Genomic DNA, 16,029 nt, shown 5'->3' on the forward strand with positions numbered 1-16,029 from the left:
AGGGCCCGGATGCCGGGCCCTGGCGCCGTCAGTAGCCGACGTAGTCCAGGCCGTTCTTGCTGTTGACCACGCCGGGCACGTTCGACACCGAGCCGTAGCGTGAGATCGCGTACCGCACACCCGCGATGATGTTGTCGACGGGATCGTAGATGTCGCCGTGCCCAGGCAGCTTGTGGGCGTTGAACGTGGGGTCGATGGTCTGCATGAGGCCCTTGGACGGCGTGCCGCGGTCCGCGTTCGAGTCCCAGTTGTTGATCGCGTGGGGGTTCCCGCCGGACTCATGCTGGATGATCATCCAGATGTCGTTGGCGTTCATCTTCGAGACCGGCACGCCCTGCCTGGCGAGGATCGCGATGGCCTCCTCGATCCACTCCTTGACCCGGCCCGTCGGCGCGGGCCCGCCGCCGGGCGGGGGAGGACCGCTCGGTCCGTACCCGGCGGAGCCGCCCGTCGAGCCGCCTGAGGAGCCGCTGTGGCTCTGGACAGACGTGCTGTCCCGGGTCTGGTAGCCGGGGTCACGCTGCCATTCGATCGTCCGGCCGGGCGCCGGCGTGAACTCCTCGAGCACCACGTCCGGGATCTGATGGAAGAGCAGCGCGCGTTCGTTCAGGAACCGGTTGATGTCGCCCTGGGCCTTGTGCACGGCGCTCTTCGCCTTGTTCAGCCACGGCCGGGCCTCGCCGAGCGCCTCGTTCGCCATCCTGCGCAGCTCCGGCTTCACGTCCTCCTCGGTCGCGTCGGAGTTGTGGGCGAAGTAGCGGGTCTCGTAGTTGCGGGCGTTGGTGTCCAGGTCCCTGCGGATGGCGGCGATCTCGGTCTGCGCCTCGCGCAGCGCGGTCGCGACGTCGTCCATCGAGGACGCGGAGCTGGACAGGGCCAGCTGCAGCTCTTCGGCGGCCCTGCCGTACTTGCGCATGTAGGTGTCGAACTGGTCGGCCGAGCGCCCCTTCCAGGCGTCGTCCACCACCTCGACCGCCGCCCCCAGTGCCCCGGCGAACTCGTTGAGGTCGCCGGACACGCTGCGCCACTGGCGGGCCAGTGAGGTGATCTTGTCCGGGTCGCCGGTCACCTTCCTGAGCATCTCGGTGAGCCGGGTGTATTCGGGCAGGCTGGAGATGCTCACGAGGTGCCCCGGTGCGCGGCGCGGATGTTCTCCTCGACGCTGCTCAGGCCGCGTTCGGTCCCGTCGAGCTTGCGGTAGGCCTGGTCCATCTCCCTGGCCACCGCCGTCCAGACGTTGTCCGCGGCCGTGGCCAGCAGGCCGGAGTCGGGCAGGTCGCCGAAGATCTCCTCGTTGACCGGGGTGCGGTTGTTGCGCAGGTTGCCGTGCTCGTCGTAGGCCTGCCGGCCCGGGTTGCGCTCGCGCAGGGTGTCCTCGTACTGGCCGGCTGCCTTGTTGATGGCCTCACGGCATCTGTCCAGCGCAGAGAGGTGAATGTCAAGATCCGCCACGTTCGCCTCCCGTCGGTTCGGCGTCCAGGTACGCGGTCTGCATCAGGCGTGCGCCGGATCGCCTGTCCACGAGGTAACCGCGCCCCTGCGGCAAGGTCTGGGGGCGCACGTTGCCGAAGAGGAAGCCTTCCTCCTTGCTGCCGGACATGAGCAGCGCCGGCGTGGCCATGTCCTTCATCCGCTGGATCACCGGGTCGAACATGGCGCGTCCCGCGCCGCCCATCTGGCGGGCCAGCACCAGGTGCAGACCGATGTCGCGGGCCTGCGGCAGCAGCTCGACGAGCGGCAGCAGCGGGTTGGACGAGGTCGCGACCAGGTCGTAGTCGTCGACGATGATGTACAGGTCCGAGCCCTGCCACCAGCTGCGATCGCGGAGCTGCTCGGATGTCAGGTTCGCCGGCGGCAGGCGGCTCAGCAGCGCGCCTCTGGCGTCGTTGATCAGCTCGGTGGCGGCTGTGCTGGAGGCCGCGTAGCCGATGCGGTGCTCGGTCGCCGCCGAGTCCAGCAGCGACCTGCGGTAGTCGATCACGATCATCATGGCCTGGCTGGGCTGCTTCCTGCCCACCAGCCCCTCGGCGATGAGGCGCAGCAGGTTCGACTTGCCGCTCTCGTTCTCGCCGAACACCACGAAGTGCGGGTCGGCGTCGAAGTCCAGCGCCACGGGCGACAGTGAGGCCTCGTCGATGCCGATCGGGATGCGATCGGGGTCGTCCGGCAGCGCGGAGACGGCCAGCACCGGGGGGAGCAGCCGGACCGGCGGCGCCGCCGGTCCGTGCCAGGAGTCGCGGACGGCCTGCACCAGGCCGCGGGCGCCGGCCGCCAGGTCCGCCGCGTTCTGCACGCCGTCGATCCTGGGCAGCGCGGACAGGAAGTGGAAGCCGTCCTTCGTCAACCCGCGCCCCGGCGCGGCCTCGGGCACGGCAAGCGCCTTCTTCCTGCTGACCTCCGACTCGTAGGCGTCGCCGAGCTTGAGCTCGATCTTGGTGCCGAGCAGGTCGCGGATGCTCGGCCGGAACTCCGACCACTTGTTGGTCGCCGCGACGAGGTGGATGCCGTAGCCGAGCCCGCGTGCCGCGATGTCGGTGATGGTCGGCTCCAGCGAGTCGAACTCCTGCCTGAGCGTCAGCCACCCGTCCACGACCAGGAACACGTCGCCCCAGCCGTCGCCCTCGATGGCGCCCTCCTGGCGCAGCCGCCGGTACGTCGTGATCGACTCGATGCCGTGCTCGCCGAAGTCCCGCTCGCGCTGCTCCAGGATCGCGCCGACCTCGGCCACTGTGCGGCGCACCCGCTCGGCGTCGAGCCGGCTGGCCACGCCGCCCACGTGCGGCAGCCCCTCCAGCGAGGCCAGCGCGCCGCCACCGAAGTCCAGGCAGTAGAACTGGACCTCGCGCGGCGTGTGCGTGAGCGCCATGCTCGCGACCAGCGTCCGCATCACGGTGCTCTTGCCGCTCTGCGTGCCGCCGGCCACGCCCACATGGCCCGCGCTGCCGGACACGTCCAGCCAGAAGGGGTCGCGCCGCTGCTCGAAGGGCTTGTCGACGATCCCGACGACCGCGTGCAGCTTGCCCCGGCCGGCCCAGCCCGCCGTGGTCAGGCCGTGCTCTTGCGTGACCGACAGCGGCGGCATGAGGTGGGCCAGGGTGGCCGACTCGGACAGCGGCGGCAGCCAGATGCGGTGGGCCGGCGGCCCGTGCCCGGCCAGCCGGCCGACCACGACGTCGAGCAGACTGCGCTGGTTGCCGCTCGCGGACTCGCCCTCCGGCTGCGGCGTGGTAGGGACAGGGCCGGTGATCTCGGGCAGCGGCATGTACGCGGGCCCGTACTCGACGACCTCGCGCAACGCCGTCTGGCCGTCCACGGCGACGGCCTGGGCCGGGTCCTCGTGGTGGGCGCCGGAGACGTAGGCGGCCTTGAACCTGGTCATGCCGGTGGTGTCGTACTTCAGATAGCCGTTGCCCGGCGAGGACGGCAGCTCGTAGGCGTCGGCCACGCCGAGCACGACCCGGCTCTCCATGGCGGAGAACGTGCGCAGGCCGATCCGGTACGACAGATGCGTGTCCAGACCGCGCAGCCGCCCCTCCTCCAGCCGCTGCGAGGCCAGCAGCAGGTGCACGCCGAGCGAGCGGCCCAGCCGGCCGATCATGACGAACAGATCGATGAACTCCGGCTTGGCGGCCAGCAGCTCGCTGAACTCGTCGAGCACGATGAACAACGTCGGCATCGGCTGCAGGTCCGCGCCCTGTTCGCGGGCCCGCTCGTAGTCGCGCAGCGAGGCGTAGTTGCCGGCCGCGCGCAGCAGCTCCTGCCTGCGCACCATCTCGCCGTGCAGCGCGTCGTGCATGCGGTCGACCAGGGGGAGCTCGTCCTCCAGGTTGGTGATCACGGCGGAGACGTGCGACAGCGTGTCCAGGCCGAGGAACGTCGCGCCACCCTTGAAGTCGACCAGGACGAAGTTGAGGATCTCGGACGAGTGGGTGATCGCGAGCCCGAGGACGAGCGTGCGCAGCAGCTCCGACTTGCCGGAGCCGGTCGCGCCGATGACCAGCCCGTGCGGGCCCATGCCACCCTGCGCCGACTCCTTGATGTCCAGCTCGACCACCCGGCCGTCGCCGCCCAGGCCGATCGGCACCCGGAACCTGTTGCGCCCGGCCCTGGGCTGCCAGGTGACGGCGGGCTGGAGCCTGCCGGGGTCGCCGACGCCGAGCAGGTCGGTCAGCGTGGTGTTGGTGCTCAGCAGGTCCTGCGACTCGCCGCCTGAGCCTGCCGAGGCCCGAAGGGGCGCGAGCTGCCTGGCCAGACCCTCGGCCCGGGCGTAGTCGAGCGTGTCGGGGTCGCCCAGCCGGTTCGTGGAGCGCTTGCCCGCGTGGTCAATCTTGACCATGTGGAATCCGTCGGGCCGGATCTCCAGCCTCAGCGTGGCGGACTCCTCGACCGGCCCGGTCGCGTCCGACAGGTCGATCACCGTGACGCCCTGGATGGCGTCCGTGCCGAGCTGGGAATCGTGCGGCACGTGCCCGCCGTCCACGATCACTATGTGGTACGGCAGCGCGTCCGTGCCCGGCCGGAACCTGGCTCGTTCCTTCAGCTCGTCGCCCACCAGCTGGTCGAGCTGCGCCAGGTTCTCGCCCATCAGCCGGACCTGCCCGGCCGCGTCCACCTCCTCGGGATGCAGGGCGTGCGGCAGCCACTTCACCCAGTCCCAGTGCGGCATCCACTCCCTGCTCGCGCACACGAGGATGCGCATGTCGTCGGGGGAGTGGAAGGTGGCAAGCTGGGCGATCATCGCCCTGACCAGGCCGCGGACGGCCCGGGGGTCGCCGCTGAGGCGGATCCGCGCGAAGGAGTTGAGCGCGACCGCGACCGGCAACCCCGACACCGTGGAGTGAGCCCTGACGAACCTGCGCAGCGCGCCCGCCGTCAACGCGTCGAGGTCCTCGACCGGCTTGGAGTCGGGCGGGATGAGCTGTACGGCGAGCTTCTGCACGCCCGTGCCCAGGCGTACGGTGCCGAAGTCGTCGTCGCGGGGCCGGCGCTCCCACAGCCGCGGCCCCATGGCCACCCACCACAGGGTGTCGGGGGCGGGGCCGCTCCACTCGAGGGCCTCGCGTTGCTGGACGGCGGCCTTGCGGACCCGCTTGCGGATCTGGGCGAGGTAGCGGAAGTAGTCCCGGCGCAGGCCGTTGAGCCGGTTCTTGCGCTCGCCGGCGTTGCGGCCGAACTGGCCGGCGGTCATGCCCAGCATGGAGATGGCGAACAGGCCGCTGGCCACGTACATGATCGGGCTGGCGTGGCCGCCCGCGGTGAACATCAAGCCCATCGCCGCCCCGCCGGCCAGCATCGGGACGTACATGAGGACGCCACCGAGCCCCGCGGGCTGGACCTCGGGGATCTCCGGCGGAGACTCCAGCAGGATCTCCCCGCGCGGAGGTTGGGGGCTCGGACGGCGCTCAGGACGCCGGACGACAACAATGCTCACTGACGGAACAACCCTCCTGTCACCTGAAACACTTTCTTACCAGACGCGCCATCCTTATATGTGGTCGTCCCTATATGTTCGCCATGTCGGTCGTGTCGTTTTAAGCCAGCCGGATCTGGAGTGGTCGTGACCTCGCTCGCCCATCCGCCCATGCAGCCCATGCAACCCATGCCGCCGGGGCCGCCGGTGCCGCAGGGTGCGCCGGGGCGGGCGCCGCAGGCGTCGCTGTGCCACGTCACGATCGTCGCCCCGCGCCGCCGGGTGGATCTGGCGCTGCCTGCCGACATCCCGCTGCCTCACGTGCTTCCAGGGCTGCTGCGCGCGGTCGGCGAGGCGGGCGGCGACGCGGCGAGCGCGCCCGGCTGGGTGCTCCAGCGGCTCGGCGGCCGGCCGTTCGACCTGGGACAGACGCTCGCCTCCCTCGGGGTGCTGGATGGGGAGCTCCTCTACCTGCGGCCCCGCGAATTCACGCTGCCGCCCGCGCTGTACGACGACGTGGCCGACGTCGTGGCCACCGGCGTGAAGCAGAGCACCGGCAAGTGGGAATCCCGCCACACCAAGGCCATGGGCACGGCCGCGGCGGCCATCCTGCTCGCGCTCGGCGCGCCCGCGCTGGTCCTGTCCGGCAGCGCGCCGCTGGGCGTGGCCGTCGTCGCGGGCATGCTCGCGCTGCTGCTGCTCGGCGTCAGCGCGGCCCTGTCCAGGGCGGTCGGCGACTCCTCGGCCGGCGCCCTCATCGGCTACGCCGCCCTGCCGTACGCCTTCCTGGCCGGCCTGTACGGCCTGGTCAGCGGCTCGACCCTGGCCGGGATCGGCGCCCCTCACCTGCTGGCGGCGCTCACCTGCACCGCACTGGTCGCCACGATCGGCGGCACCCTGGTCGCGGACGGGGTGGCGGGCTTCCTGGGCACGGCCATCGCGACGGTAGCGGGCGCGCTGGCCGCGGCCGTGGTCATGGTCTTCGGCGTGCCCGCCGCGGGCGTCGCCGCCATGACGGTCACGATCCTGATCTCGCTCAGCCCGCTGATCCCGTCCTTGTCGTTCAGGATCGCCCGGGTGCCGCTGCCCGCTCTGCCCACCAACGCCGAGGAACTGCGTGCGGACAACCAGCGGCTGGACAGCGACGCCGTGCTCGGCCGGACGGCCCAGGCCGGCCGGTACGCCACCGGCATGATCGTCGGGATCACGCTGACCGCCATCGGGGCGCTGGCCTACCTGATGACGACCGCCACCTGGATGGCGGTCTCCATGGCCATCGTGCTCTCCCTGGTGCTGCTGCTGCGCGCCCGCGTCTTCCATGGGCTCGGCCAGCGGCTCTGGCTGCTGAGCACGGGGCTGGCCGGGCTGGTGGGGGTGGCGATCGCGCTGGCCGCGGGCGCGGGGACGGTGGCCGCCGCGGCCGTGGTGATGGGGCTGCTCTGGCTGGCCATGCTGGTCGTCGGACTCGGGCTGTGGTTGCCGTCCGGGCGGCTGTCGCCGTTCTGGGCGCGTGCGGGTGAGGTGGTGGACGTCATCCTGCTCATCGCGCTCTTCCCGCTGGCGCTCGGCGTGCTCGACGTCTACACCTGGATCAGGGGCCTGTCCGGCTAGCCCGTCCGGAGGTCAGCGCCTGATGACCCCGGGATGCGCGGCGTCGAACTCGGCGAGCCCTTCAGGGGTGAGCCTCAGGTAGAGGCCCTTGTCGACGTCTATCACCAGAGGCCTGCCCTCGCCATAGAGCACGACGGAGATGTCCACTTCGAGGTACGTGTTCTCGTGCTGCTTCTCCAGGAAGTTGCGTTCGACGATGTCGGCGCTCCGCGACGCGGCCTCGTCCGCCGTCTTCGTGCTGCCGCCGATGCCGCCGAAGCCCAGGTTCCCTTCGCCGGTCGATCCATCGGACCCGCCCGCTCGGGCGGCCCGGCCCCGGCCTTGCTCCTGGCCGTGCCCTGTTGTGCTCATGGTCTGCGCGTAGACGCGTTGCTTGACCAGCGCGCTGGTGATCTCGCGGGCCCCGTTGACGTCGATCCCCACCTTGCCGACCCCTGGGATCTCGTAGTCATGCGCGAGCAACTGCTCGAGATGCGCGCGCATGGTCCTTTCCTTGGCGGCCTCGGCCAGGGACATGCCGGCGGGGCGAGAGAGCTCGAATCCGCCCGGCCGGTTGTCCAGCGAGGGCACCTCCTCCCGGAGCTTCGGCGGCACCGCGGCCACCGGCGCCCATTGCTCCACCATCGTGGCGGCCGGGAACGCGACCTGGCTGACGTCTCCCTTGGGGACGCCCCTCCCGAGCGTGGTGGTCATGGTGCTGGGCCCGGCCGGCTCCGCCCATCGCGGGTCCGCGGCGGCGACCGGCGTACGCGCCGTGACCGGGGTGCCTTGCGGGACCTCCATGGTGAGGTGTCCCGGGACCAAGACGCCGAGTTCGCCGTCCGTGACCGCTCTGGAAGTCGAGGTGACCCCGACATGTCTGTCGAAGAGCCGCACGGCCCCGTCACGTCCGGTCACCTCGCCCACCTTGAGCAGCATGCTGCGGGCCGCGCTCTGCATGGGTTCCAGGACAGGGCGGACCTGGGCGCGCTCGAGCGTGATCTCGTACGTGACCGGGTGCTTGAACTCCTGCGGGGCCTCCCGCGTCTGGTAACGGTTGATGTCTTTCCCATTCGTCCCGCGCGCGTCCACGGTGTGGGAGTCGCGGAAGGTCGCGTACCCCGCTTCGGCTCCCCTGAGCTGGCCGTCCGAAGACTCGGAGTAGCGTGCGAGCAACTCCCCGCCGTGGTCCGACCCCCGCTCACGCACGCTCAGGTCGCCGCTGAGGCGCTCGCTGCGGAGCATGAGGCCGGTGTCAGAACGCTCACCGACGTGCACCCCGTCGTCGATATCGGCCGTGACCCGGATACCCACGCGTTCGGTGACCCGGCCGTGTTCGTCTGTGACGAACAACCAGGAGGACACTCCGTTTCCGCGGAGCTCCCCCAATTTCGTGGCGAGCGTGTCCTGGCCGTAGTGGCCGCGCAGGTGCTCGGCCACCGGGTGGTTCGTGAACTCCTGGTCCGGGAAGAACAGTTTCTCGTCGCGAAGCTTCTCGAGGATCTTCGGGAGTACGGTCTGCGCGTCGAGATGCTGAACGGAGGCGGTGCTCATCGCCGCCTCGGGCGCGGAATAGGCGCGGGTCGTGTCCCCCGCCTGCTTGGCGGGCTCCACGCCCTCCGGGCCGTCCAGAGCGTGACGGCGTGCCACCTCGTCAGGAAGGACGAGGTCCATGATCTCGCCCACCCGGACGTAGGTGGTCGGGCCCCGTTCGACCGTTTCCCCGTCGGTTCTGGACGGCGTCACCTCCAGGACGAGGTCTCCGCGATACCAGTGCGAGGGGCTCCCGTCCGAGTAGGTGACCCGGGCGACGTCGCTGCCGCCCAGGTAGGAGCTTTCCTGGGTCATCCGCTTCGCGGCGCCGTGCAACCCCGCTCGCGCCACGACCTTTCGCTCGTTTCCTGTGGATTCCTCGTCCCCTCTCGGGTGACCCGACGTCTCACCGCCGTGCTCGCCGTCGCGGCCGAAGGTGACGCGCAGGCCGGTCCGGGCGTGCCCGCCCAGGGCCTGTCTGCTGCGCTCGCTGTCCGTCATCTTCGAGTTGCTGTTGGAGTAGATTTCGTGCTCTACCCCGGTCTCCGACTTGACGTGCTTCAACCCGGCCACGTCGGCCTTCACATGCACGTCGTGCCGCCATCCCCCTTGGTCGGACACGGTGTAGTGCAGGCCGTCGGGGTGAGATGTGATCATGGTTTCCATCTTGATCACGTCGGTGGCGGTCTCGAACACCATCGGCACGTCCAGCCGCTCCGCGGGCAGCGGCAGTCCCGCCCAGTCGGCGTGCGCCCTGGCCACCGTCTGAGCCAGGTCAGGCATGGCGCCCAGGCGGACGGTGGCGTGCAGTCGGTCGTCATGAGCCCATACGTCACCGGGCGGCCTGGTCGACGACTCGATACGACCCACATGCGCGACGTCCTGCGCGAGCACCGGCGTCTCCGGCAGGTGGGTATTCGGCAGGAGGATCTCCGCCTTGCTGCCGTGCACCTCCCATGACGTGTTCGTCACCTCTGTGCCGTTGCGCGAGACCCTCATCCTGACATCGAAGGAGAGATCCCGCGTGATGGTGAAGCCGCCGCTGGTCTCCGTGCGGTCGTACCTCGTGTGACCGGCGGAGAAGCCGACACTCTCCGCCTTTGTGCCGCTCCTGGTGACCGCCAGGTTCGCGGGGTCGATCTTGAGCCCTTCGTTCACCTCAAGGCGCGCGACGGCGCGCACCTCCGCACGGCCTCCGACGGAGGTCTCCCGCTGGCTGGTGTCGATCCGCGAGGTGATCCTGCGCTCGTTCACCGTCATGTCGGTCGAGCCGACCTCGTGCCGCCGGCCGAGAGTGCCCTCGGCCAGGATCTCGAAGGTGTAGCCGCCGATCGTCTTGTCGTACCTGATCCCGTGCAGGGCATGCGTCAGGTCGGCTTCCAGGGCCACGCCCCCGAAGCGGCTCTCGATGTCCCGTGCGACCTGGCGCCTGATCCCCGGCGGGAGGTCGGGCAGTGCCTGATCGACGGTCTGGCGGATCTCCGTGCTGAGGAGCGTCTCCGAGTGGACGCGGATGCCGCTGCCCAGTCCTGTCCCCCGCCCGGCGGCGAGTGTCTCCGGCTCCAGGGCGTGAGGGTCGTAGCCGCGGTTCGGGTGCTCGCCCCTGGCCGGGTATTCACCGACCGGTTCGCTGCGCACGAACTCCTCACGTACGTTGTCGATTTCCCGGTGGAGGTCGGCGAGTTTCTGCCGGATCTCGTTGAATTCCCCTCGCGGCCGGAGATCGTGGCCGAAGATGTCCTGCTCCATCCGGGGCGCGTCCCGAGCCGGCACGGTCAGCTCGGCCTTCACCTCCACCTCGAAGGTGCCCAGCTTCTCGGTCTCGACCTGCAGCCGCATGTGGGCGTCGTACATGGTGACGTCATCGAGCCTGGTCAGGACGGTGTGGTTGCCGTGTGCTCTGTTGGTGGTCGTCACATGGTCGGATCCGAAGCCGAACCCGCCGATGGCACGTCCGATGACCTCCGCCCTGTCGCCCAAGGTCAGGCCGATCTTGCCGCCCACGTGAACGTTGAGGCTCGCGCCCTGCCGATGTGTCGTCCCCTCGCTCTCGCGCCGCCCCATGTCGTCCCGGAACATCGTCTCGATCGGTGGCCGCCCGCTTCCGTCGATGGGCTCGATCCGGGTGATCCGGCTGGTGACCTCGATGGAGTCCTCCGCCGACCTCAGTGCGGAGCTCTTGTACCGGACCGCCTCGGAGCCGGCCCCGCTCGACAGCAACGACTGGCTGCGGTTCTTCATCCCCTGCTCGCTGAGCACGGTGGACGTGAGGTGCTCAACGATCCTGACCACCTCACCCGCGGGCACGCCCGCCGACAACGCCCGGCGCTGCACCTCCAGCACCAAAGGCGTGACGTCCATCCCGGTGATGGCGATCCCGTGATCACGGAACTTGTGCTCGGCTCCGGGCGGGACCTCGTGGCGAGGCAGCGCCGGTGGGTGGTCGGCGGCCAGCAGCGGCCCTTCACGGGTGAACTGCTTGGGGAAGGGGAGGGTCACGGACAGCTCGGGGACTGCGGCGGTTTCGGTGACCTTCTCGCCGTTGCGGTACACCTCCAGCGAGATGTCGGTGACGAAATAGTCGTGCGCCGGGGAAACGGCCTTGTGGCCGCTGATCACCTCGATGCCGTTCGTGTGGGTCGTGCGCAACGTGTTGCTGATGCCCGTACGGGGCAGGGCGCTCGCCTCGGCCTCGTCCGACGAGTGGTTCAGCGCGCGAATCATCCCCGCGGTCCGCTCCAGGGAGGAGGCCTGCGAGGACTTGCCCTCCACACCGTCCCCGCCGAACGCGACCGGCTTCTCCGGCGCCAGGCTCGGGTGCTCCACGTGGGTGAACTCGCTCGGCGTCAGCTTGAGGTAGATCACCTTGTCTCCGACGCTGAGTGCCACGCCCCTTTGGAGATGGTTGGTCCAGGTGTCGCGGTTGCCGTCGGAGAGCGCCTCCGCAAGCCACTCGCGGATCGCGCGTCGTTCCCGCGGGGTGACACCCGTGATGCCGTCGGTCAGAGCCCGAGCCGCCGCCGTCGCGTTTTCCGGCACCTTGACGTCGTGTACGGCCGTTTCGCCCAGGGCGCCGATCTCGACGGTGCGAGGTGGAAGCCTTTCGGGCGGTGGAAGGATGTCGGGCTTGTCCTTCCAGGCCACCGGGCCGTCCGGTCGGGACGGCGTAGCGGCGCTCGCCACTGTGTCCGGGTTTTTGCTGTTGACCGACTGTGAAGCGGTATCCGGCCGTGAAGTCGGCTCGGCACCCTTGCTTTCGATAGTCCCCTCGGGCCGAGCCGTCCGACTCGGGTCCGCCGACATCTCCGAAACACCTCGGTCAGCCGACTGCGAGCCAGCCTCAGATCTCGCCGCCAGAAGGACTTGAGCGTTGTGCATGGCGCCCTTCGCTGACTGAATGAGCGCCTCACGCGGCTTCCAGGCCGGCGGGCCATCGGGCCGGGCCGCTGCCCCGTCCACTGACTGCGCGGGCAGCGCGGCGTTCCTCACCGCCGGCGAACCATCTGGCCGCGTGAGCGCCTCAGCGCTCTTCCACACCGGCGGGCCATCGGGCCGGGCCGCGGCGACTTCGGCCTGCTGGGACGGCACGTCGGGGCTCTTCCATACAGACGGCCCGTCAGCCCCGGCGTTGATGGTGGTCCGCTGGTTATGGTTCGCCGCCGCCGACAGGGTCGTTTCACCGTTGGTCTCGGGTACGCGCGCGCCGCCAGTGTCCGGGCCGGATGGAGGGCGTCCGGAGGACGGAGGTTTTCCGGACGGCGAAGGATCCCCGGACGGAGCGGCCGGGCCGGGCGTGGGCGAGCCGTCGGCGCCATGGGGCAGGGTCGTGACGAAGTGCTGCCCGTCCGCCCCGAGCGCACTGGACGTGATGCCCTTGGCCAGCATGTCCCAGGTGAAGTGCCCTTGGGCCAGCAAGGTTCCCGCGGTCGTGATGCCGCCGGTCAGGGCATACTGCGCGGCCTGCCCGTACAACGACGAGCTGGCCGCGGCCAGCAGCTTCTCGGCCGTGGACATCTCCGCCTTGGTCAGACCGGCCCGCAGGGCCGGCGTGGCCAGGCGGCTTAGCCCGCCGGAGAGCAGTCCCATGAGCCCGCCCATGGCGCCTCCGGCCGCCGCTGAGATCGCGACCTGCTGGACGTCGATCTCGTCTCTGCGGCCCTTCGCCATCTGCAGGATCTGGATGCCCAGGTCCATGCCGGCCACGATCCCGGCGAACAGCGCTATGTTGCGCAGGCACGTCTTGGCGATCTGCGTGACCGTCATCCGTGCCAGCTGCAGACGTGGTGGGATGAGCGCCAGACTCGCCCCGCCGCTGGCCAGGGCCATGGCCAGCAGATACGCCAGCTGTGCGATCAGCAGCCAGACGGTGGCCTCGATCATGTACTTGGCGTACTGGATCTGCACTCCCACGCCGTTGAGCGCGACAGCGGTGTCCACGAGCCGCTTGACCACGGCGGCGAGCTGACCGCCGACCACCGCCTCGACATGGGCGGCGAAGGCGAGATGTGCCTCCCCATCCCAGGCGGAGCCGATATTGGACGCACTCCCCGGCTGGTCGGCGGCTGTGCCCTCGACGAGCCGGTGCGCGGCGGTCACGCAGGCGTCGGCCAGCCGGAAGCAGCCGGACTCGTCCCCTTCCGGCCAGTCCATGCCGACCACCCAGCCGATGTACGGCTTGGCGAATTCGGGCACGAGGAACCCGTCGAAGCCCATGGGCGATCAGCGACGCTCGACGGGGGGCTGCTCCGCAGCCTCGTAGTTGCGGGCGCTGACGTTCAGGCCCGAGGCGAGGCGCTCGAGCTCGTCCATGTGCGCCTTCAGGGCGTCGAAGATGCCGCGTTCGATTCCGGGCATGTTCTTGGCCAGTTCGGCGCCGTACTCGTCGTTGCCGAGCGTGTTCCTGTCCCGGTCGAAGGCGGCGCGGAGTTCGTCACGCGCCTCTTTCGCGTTGCGCTCGAGCTCGTCGTAGACCCTGGCCTCACGGCGCAGTGCCTTCCGTTCCACGTAGTAGCCGGTCACGGGGTCGGCTCCACAGGGCTGGGGAAGAACGCGTCGAGCGTGGCGTGCTCGCCGAAGACCTCCTCATGCGGCACGCCCTCCGGCATGAGGGGCTTCAAGAGCTCCTTGCTCTGCTCGGAGACCGCGGCGGTGGCCTTGTCGGCCTGTTGCATGATCGCCTCGGCCAGCTGCGAGGGGGACAGGGTGCGATACACCCGAGGGTTCAGCTCGATGGCGCGCATCTGACCGTGCCGGCCGACGGTCACGCTCACCATCCCGTCCGCGGAACGTGCTGTGTGCTCCAGAACGGAGAGTTCTCCGTACGCCTCGCGAACGCGGGCGATCTGCTGGTTGATCTCGCCCGCGAGCTCCCTGATCTCCGCCTCGAACGCATCCGCCACAGATGCACCTTTCGTACGTTCAACACCAACAGGCATCTTACGTCGCCTTTTTTACCGCGCTTCTATGGATCTGTAACGTTCGCCTGCTGTTAACAGAGCCGTCAGACGGGGCATCGGCCGGGAACGGCGGCCCACCAACCCTGAGGATAGGGTTGTGAGTAAAGCGTCTTTTGTGGCATGTGGGGTAGGCGGATGATCGAGCGGGAGTTCGGCGCACTGGATTTCGACAGGATTCTCAAGAACGCCGACGAGCAGATGTCACGCGTCGCCGAGCTGCGGAACTCCATAACCGAGCTGGTCGGCCGGGCCGAGGACGAGGACGGACTCGTCGCCGTCGAGTTCTCCGGCGGCGGGATCAAGGAGCTCGTCCTCCACCCGAAGGCCATGCGCCTGACCTCGGGCGAGCTCGCCGAGCGCATCAAGCTCACCGTCGCCGAGGCCGCCGCAGATCTGCGGCGGCAGATGGGCGAGGTGATGGAGGAGGCCTTCGGCGAGGACAACCCGATGCGCTTCGGCACCGACGCCGACGCCGCCATGGAGCAGGTACGCCAGGCGCAGGCCGCCTACAACCGCACCTTCGAGGACCTCATGGGGCAGCTCGACCGGATCCGGCAGCGCATGGAAGGCTGAGCGGCCGGCCCCGATCCCGCCCCGGGGCCGGCCTCGCCCGGGTCAGCCGATCTTCTCTGGGCTCGTCTCATGGGAGACCGACCAGATGCCGGGCTCCGGGTCGTAGATCTCGCGGGTGCGCTCGTCGCCCTCGCTGCCGACCGCCCCCATGCCCGCTCCCGGCGGGTAGGCCATGAAACCCGAGCCCGGAGTGGCGGCCCCGCCCCTGAGCACGGCCGGGGTGGCCGCCGGAGCCGTGCCGCTCGTGCCGTACCAGGTGCCCGCGCCCGGCTGGCCGGCCGCATACGGGTTGGGGGTGGTCGCCGGAGGCTGGGTGGTCGTGGGGATGACCGTTGCGTTCGGCGTCGTCTGGTACGGGTTCGTGGTCGTGCCGGGCGGCGTGGTGGTGGTCGGGTTGCCGGCGTCCGCGAGCTGGGTCTGGTCCCTGTTGTCGGCGCCGATGACCGCGGGCACGTCCTGCTGCCGGTCGGCGCCGTCCTGGCCCGGGTTCTGGCCGGTCGGCTGTGGGTCTTCGCCGCGGCCGGGCTGCTCCGGCGTGGACGGATCCCGCGGGTCCGTGGACGGGTCGTCCGTGGAGGGGTCGTCCCGGCCCTGCTCGGGATCCGTCCGGCCGGGGTCCTGCGGGGTGTCTCCCCGGCTGTCCGAGCCGTTTCCGGTGTCGCCGCCGCCGGTAACGCCTGATCCCGGGCCGCCGCCGTCCGAGCCGCCGCCGTTCCAGTACGTGGTCGTACCCGTGGGCGTCCTGGTCCCGCTGCCGGGGTCGAGCTTGCTCTGCTTCTCGAGCTCCACCTCCAGAGGGGCGATGTCGGGCATCTGGAAGGCGAGACCCTCGGCCAGCTGGCGGTTCAGGCTGTCGATCTTGATGTTGAGGGCTTCCAGGTCCCTCCTCGCCTGCGCGTCCGCCTGGAGCGCCGGCGGGAGCAACGGAGTGTTCGACAGGTCGCCGTTGCCGGTGATCAGCGGCGGGGTGTAGCCGGTCTGACCCGTTCCCAGGCCCGAGCCGCCGTACGCGCCGTAGTTGCCGCCGTTCGTGTAGAGCCGGCCGGTGTCGTTGTAGAGCAGGGAGCCGTTGTTCGCCGGGGCCGAGGCCACCTTCTCGCGGGTGGTCCTGACCTCTCTGGCGTAGTCGGTCATCGGCTGGCCGGTGTCGTGCATGGCGTCGGCGAGCGCGCCCGCGCTGGCGTACAGCAGCCGCAGCGCCTTCAGCGCCTTGGTGGCGCTCTCGCCCCGCCACACGCGCGCCAGCCCGCTGGCCGCGTCCATGATGGCGTCCTGGACGCCGCCCTCGTCCCGGATCAGCTTGGCGGCCTCCACGTAGCCCTGGCCGGCGGACTCGATCCGGTCCGGATTGGTGCTCTCCAGCCACGTGACGATCTGCTGCTTGGTGGTGTCGCAGTTGGGTGCGGTGACTTCGACCTCATAGACCCTGATCGGTTCCCAGTGATCGGCCATCGCTCATCCCTGCCC

Annotated in this window: 9 protein-coding genes; 2 read left to right on the forward strand and 7 right to left on the reverse strand. The window is 70.0% G+C overall.

What is annotated here, in order from left to right:
- Window positions 1-28: 28 nt before the first annotated feature.
- From ACTWQA_RS08925 to eccCa, 3 genes are read right to left on the reverse strand one after another with little or no spacing between them, the layout of a single operon-like run.
- Entirely contained in the window at window positions 29-1,123 is a 1,095-nt protein-coding gene (locus tag ACTWQA_RS08925; protein WP_443158803.1) for a WXG100 family type VII secretion target, read from the reverse strand.
- Complete coding sequence (locus ACTWQA_RS08930; protein WP_327585505.1) at window positions 1,120-1,452, reverse strand: hypothetical protein; 333 nt, start codon at window positions 1,450-1,452, stop codon at window positions 1,120-1,122. Before ACTWQA_RS08930 ends, ACTWQA_RS08925 begins: the two co-directional genes overlap by 4 nt.
- Entirely contained in the window at window positions 1,439-5,431 is a 3,993-nt protein-coding gene (gene eccCa / locus ACTWQA_RS08935) for a type VII secretion protein EccCa (protein WP_443158804.1), read from the reverse strand. Before eccCa ends, ACTWQA_RS08930 begins: the two co-directional genes overlap by 14 nt.
- Window positions 5,432-5,557: 126 nt before the next feature.
- Here eccCa and eccD point away from each other — a divergent pair, with 126 nt between their 5' ends.
- The gene (eccD, locus tag ACTWQA_RS08940; RefSeq protein ID WP_443158805.1) at window positions 5,558-7,021 is read left to right on the forward strand and encodes a type VII secretion integral membrane protein EccD; all 1,464 of its coding nucleotides are present in this window, start codon (window positions 5,558-5,560) and stop codon (window positions 7,019-7,021) included.
- Window positions 7,022-7,033: 12 nt separating this feature from the next.
- Here the strand turns inward: eccD and ACTWQA_RS08945 are convergent, their stop codons facing one another.
- The 3 genes from ACTWQA_RS08945 to ACTWQA_RS08955 are packed head-to-tail and all read right to left on the reverse strand — an operon-like array spanning window position 7,034 to window position 13,932.
- The gene (locus ACTWQA_RS08945) at window positions 7,034-13,246 is read right to left on the reverse strand and encodes a WXG100-like domain-containing protein (RefSeq protein ID WP_443158806.1); all 6,213 of its coding nucleotides are present in this window, start codon (window positions 13,244-13,246) and stop codon (window positions 7,034-7,036) included.
- Window positions 13,247-13,252: 6 nt separating this feature from the next.
- Window positions 13,253-13,552: a hypothetical protein gene (locus ACTWQA_RS08950; RefSeq protein ID WP_443158807.1), complete on the reverse strand. Its 300-nt coding sequence runs from the start codon at window positions 13,550-13,552 to the stop codon at window positions 13,253-13,255.
- On the reverse strand, window positions 13,549-13,932 hold the full coding sequence (locus ACTWQA_RS08955) for a YbaB/EbfC family nucleoid-associated protein (RefSeq protein ID WP_443158808.1): 384 nt from the start codon (window positions 13,930-13,932) through the stop codon (window positions 13,549-13,551). Before ACTWQA_RS08955 ends, ACTWQA_RS08950 begins: the two co-directional genes overlap by 4 nt.
- A 192-nt stretch (window positions 13,933-14,124) precedes the next feature.
- Between ACTWQA_RS08955 and ACTWQA_RS08960 the strand changes: the two genes are divergently transcribed.
- A complete protein-coding gene (locus tag ACTWQA_RS08960) occupies window positions 14,125-14,562 on the forward strand; it encodes a YbaB/EbfC family nucleoid-associated protein (protein ID WP_443158809.1) in 438 nt (145 codons plus the stop codon).
- A gap of 42 nt (window positions 14,563-14,604) precedes the next feature.
- Here the strand turns inward: ACTWQA_RS08960 and ACTWQA_RS08965 are convergent, their stop codons facing one another.
- A complete protein-coding gene (locus ACTWQA_RS08965; RefSeq protein ID WP_443158810.1) occupies window positions 14,605-16,014 on the reverse strand; it encodes a WXG100 family type VII secretion target in 1,410 nt (469 codons plus the stop codon).
- Window positions 16,015-16,029 lie beyond the last annotated feature (15 nt).

The sequence above is a fragment of the Nonomuraea sp. 10N515B genome, from assembly GCF_052245915.1.
Taxonomy (GTDB): domain Bacteria; phylum Actinomycetota; class Actinomycetes; order Streptosporangiales; family Streptosporangiaceae; genus Nonomuraea.

Coding starts and splice junctions, on each gene's coding strand:
- ACTWQA_RS08945 (WP_443158806.1), bottom strand. CDS start 13,246: ATGGGCTTCGACGGGTTCCTCGTGCCCGAATTCGCCAAGCCGTACATC.
- ACTWQA_RS08960 (WP_443158809.1), top strand. CDS start 14,125: ATGATCGAGCGGGAGTTCGGCGCACTGGATTTCGACAGGATTCTCAAG.
- ACTWQA_RS08965 (WP_443158810.1), bottom strand. CDS start 16,014: ATGGCCGATCACTGGGAACCGATCAGGGTCTATGAGGTCGAAGTCACC.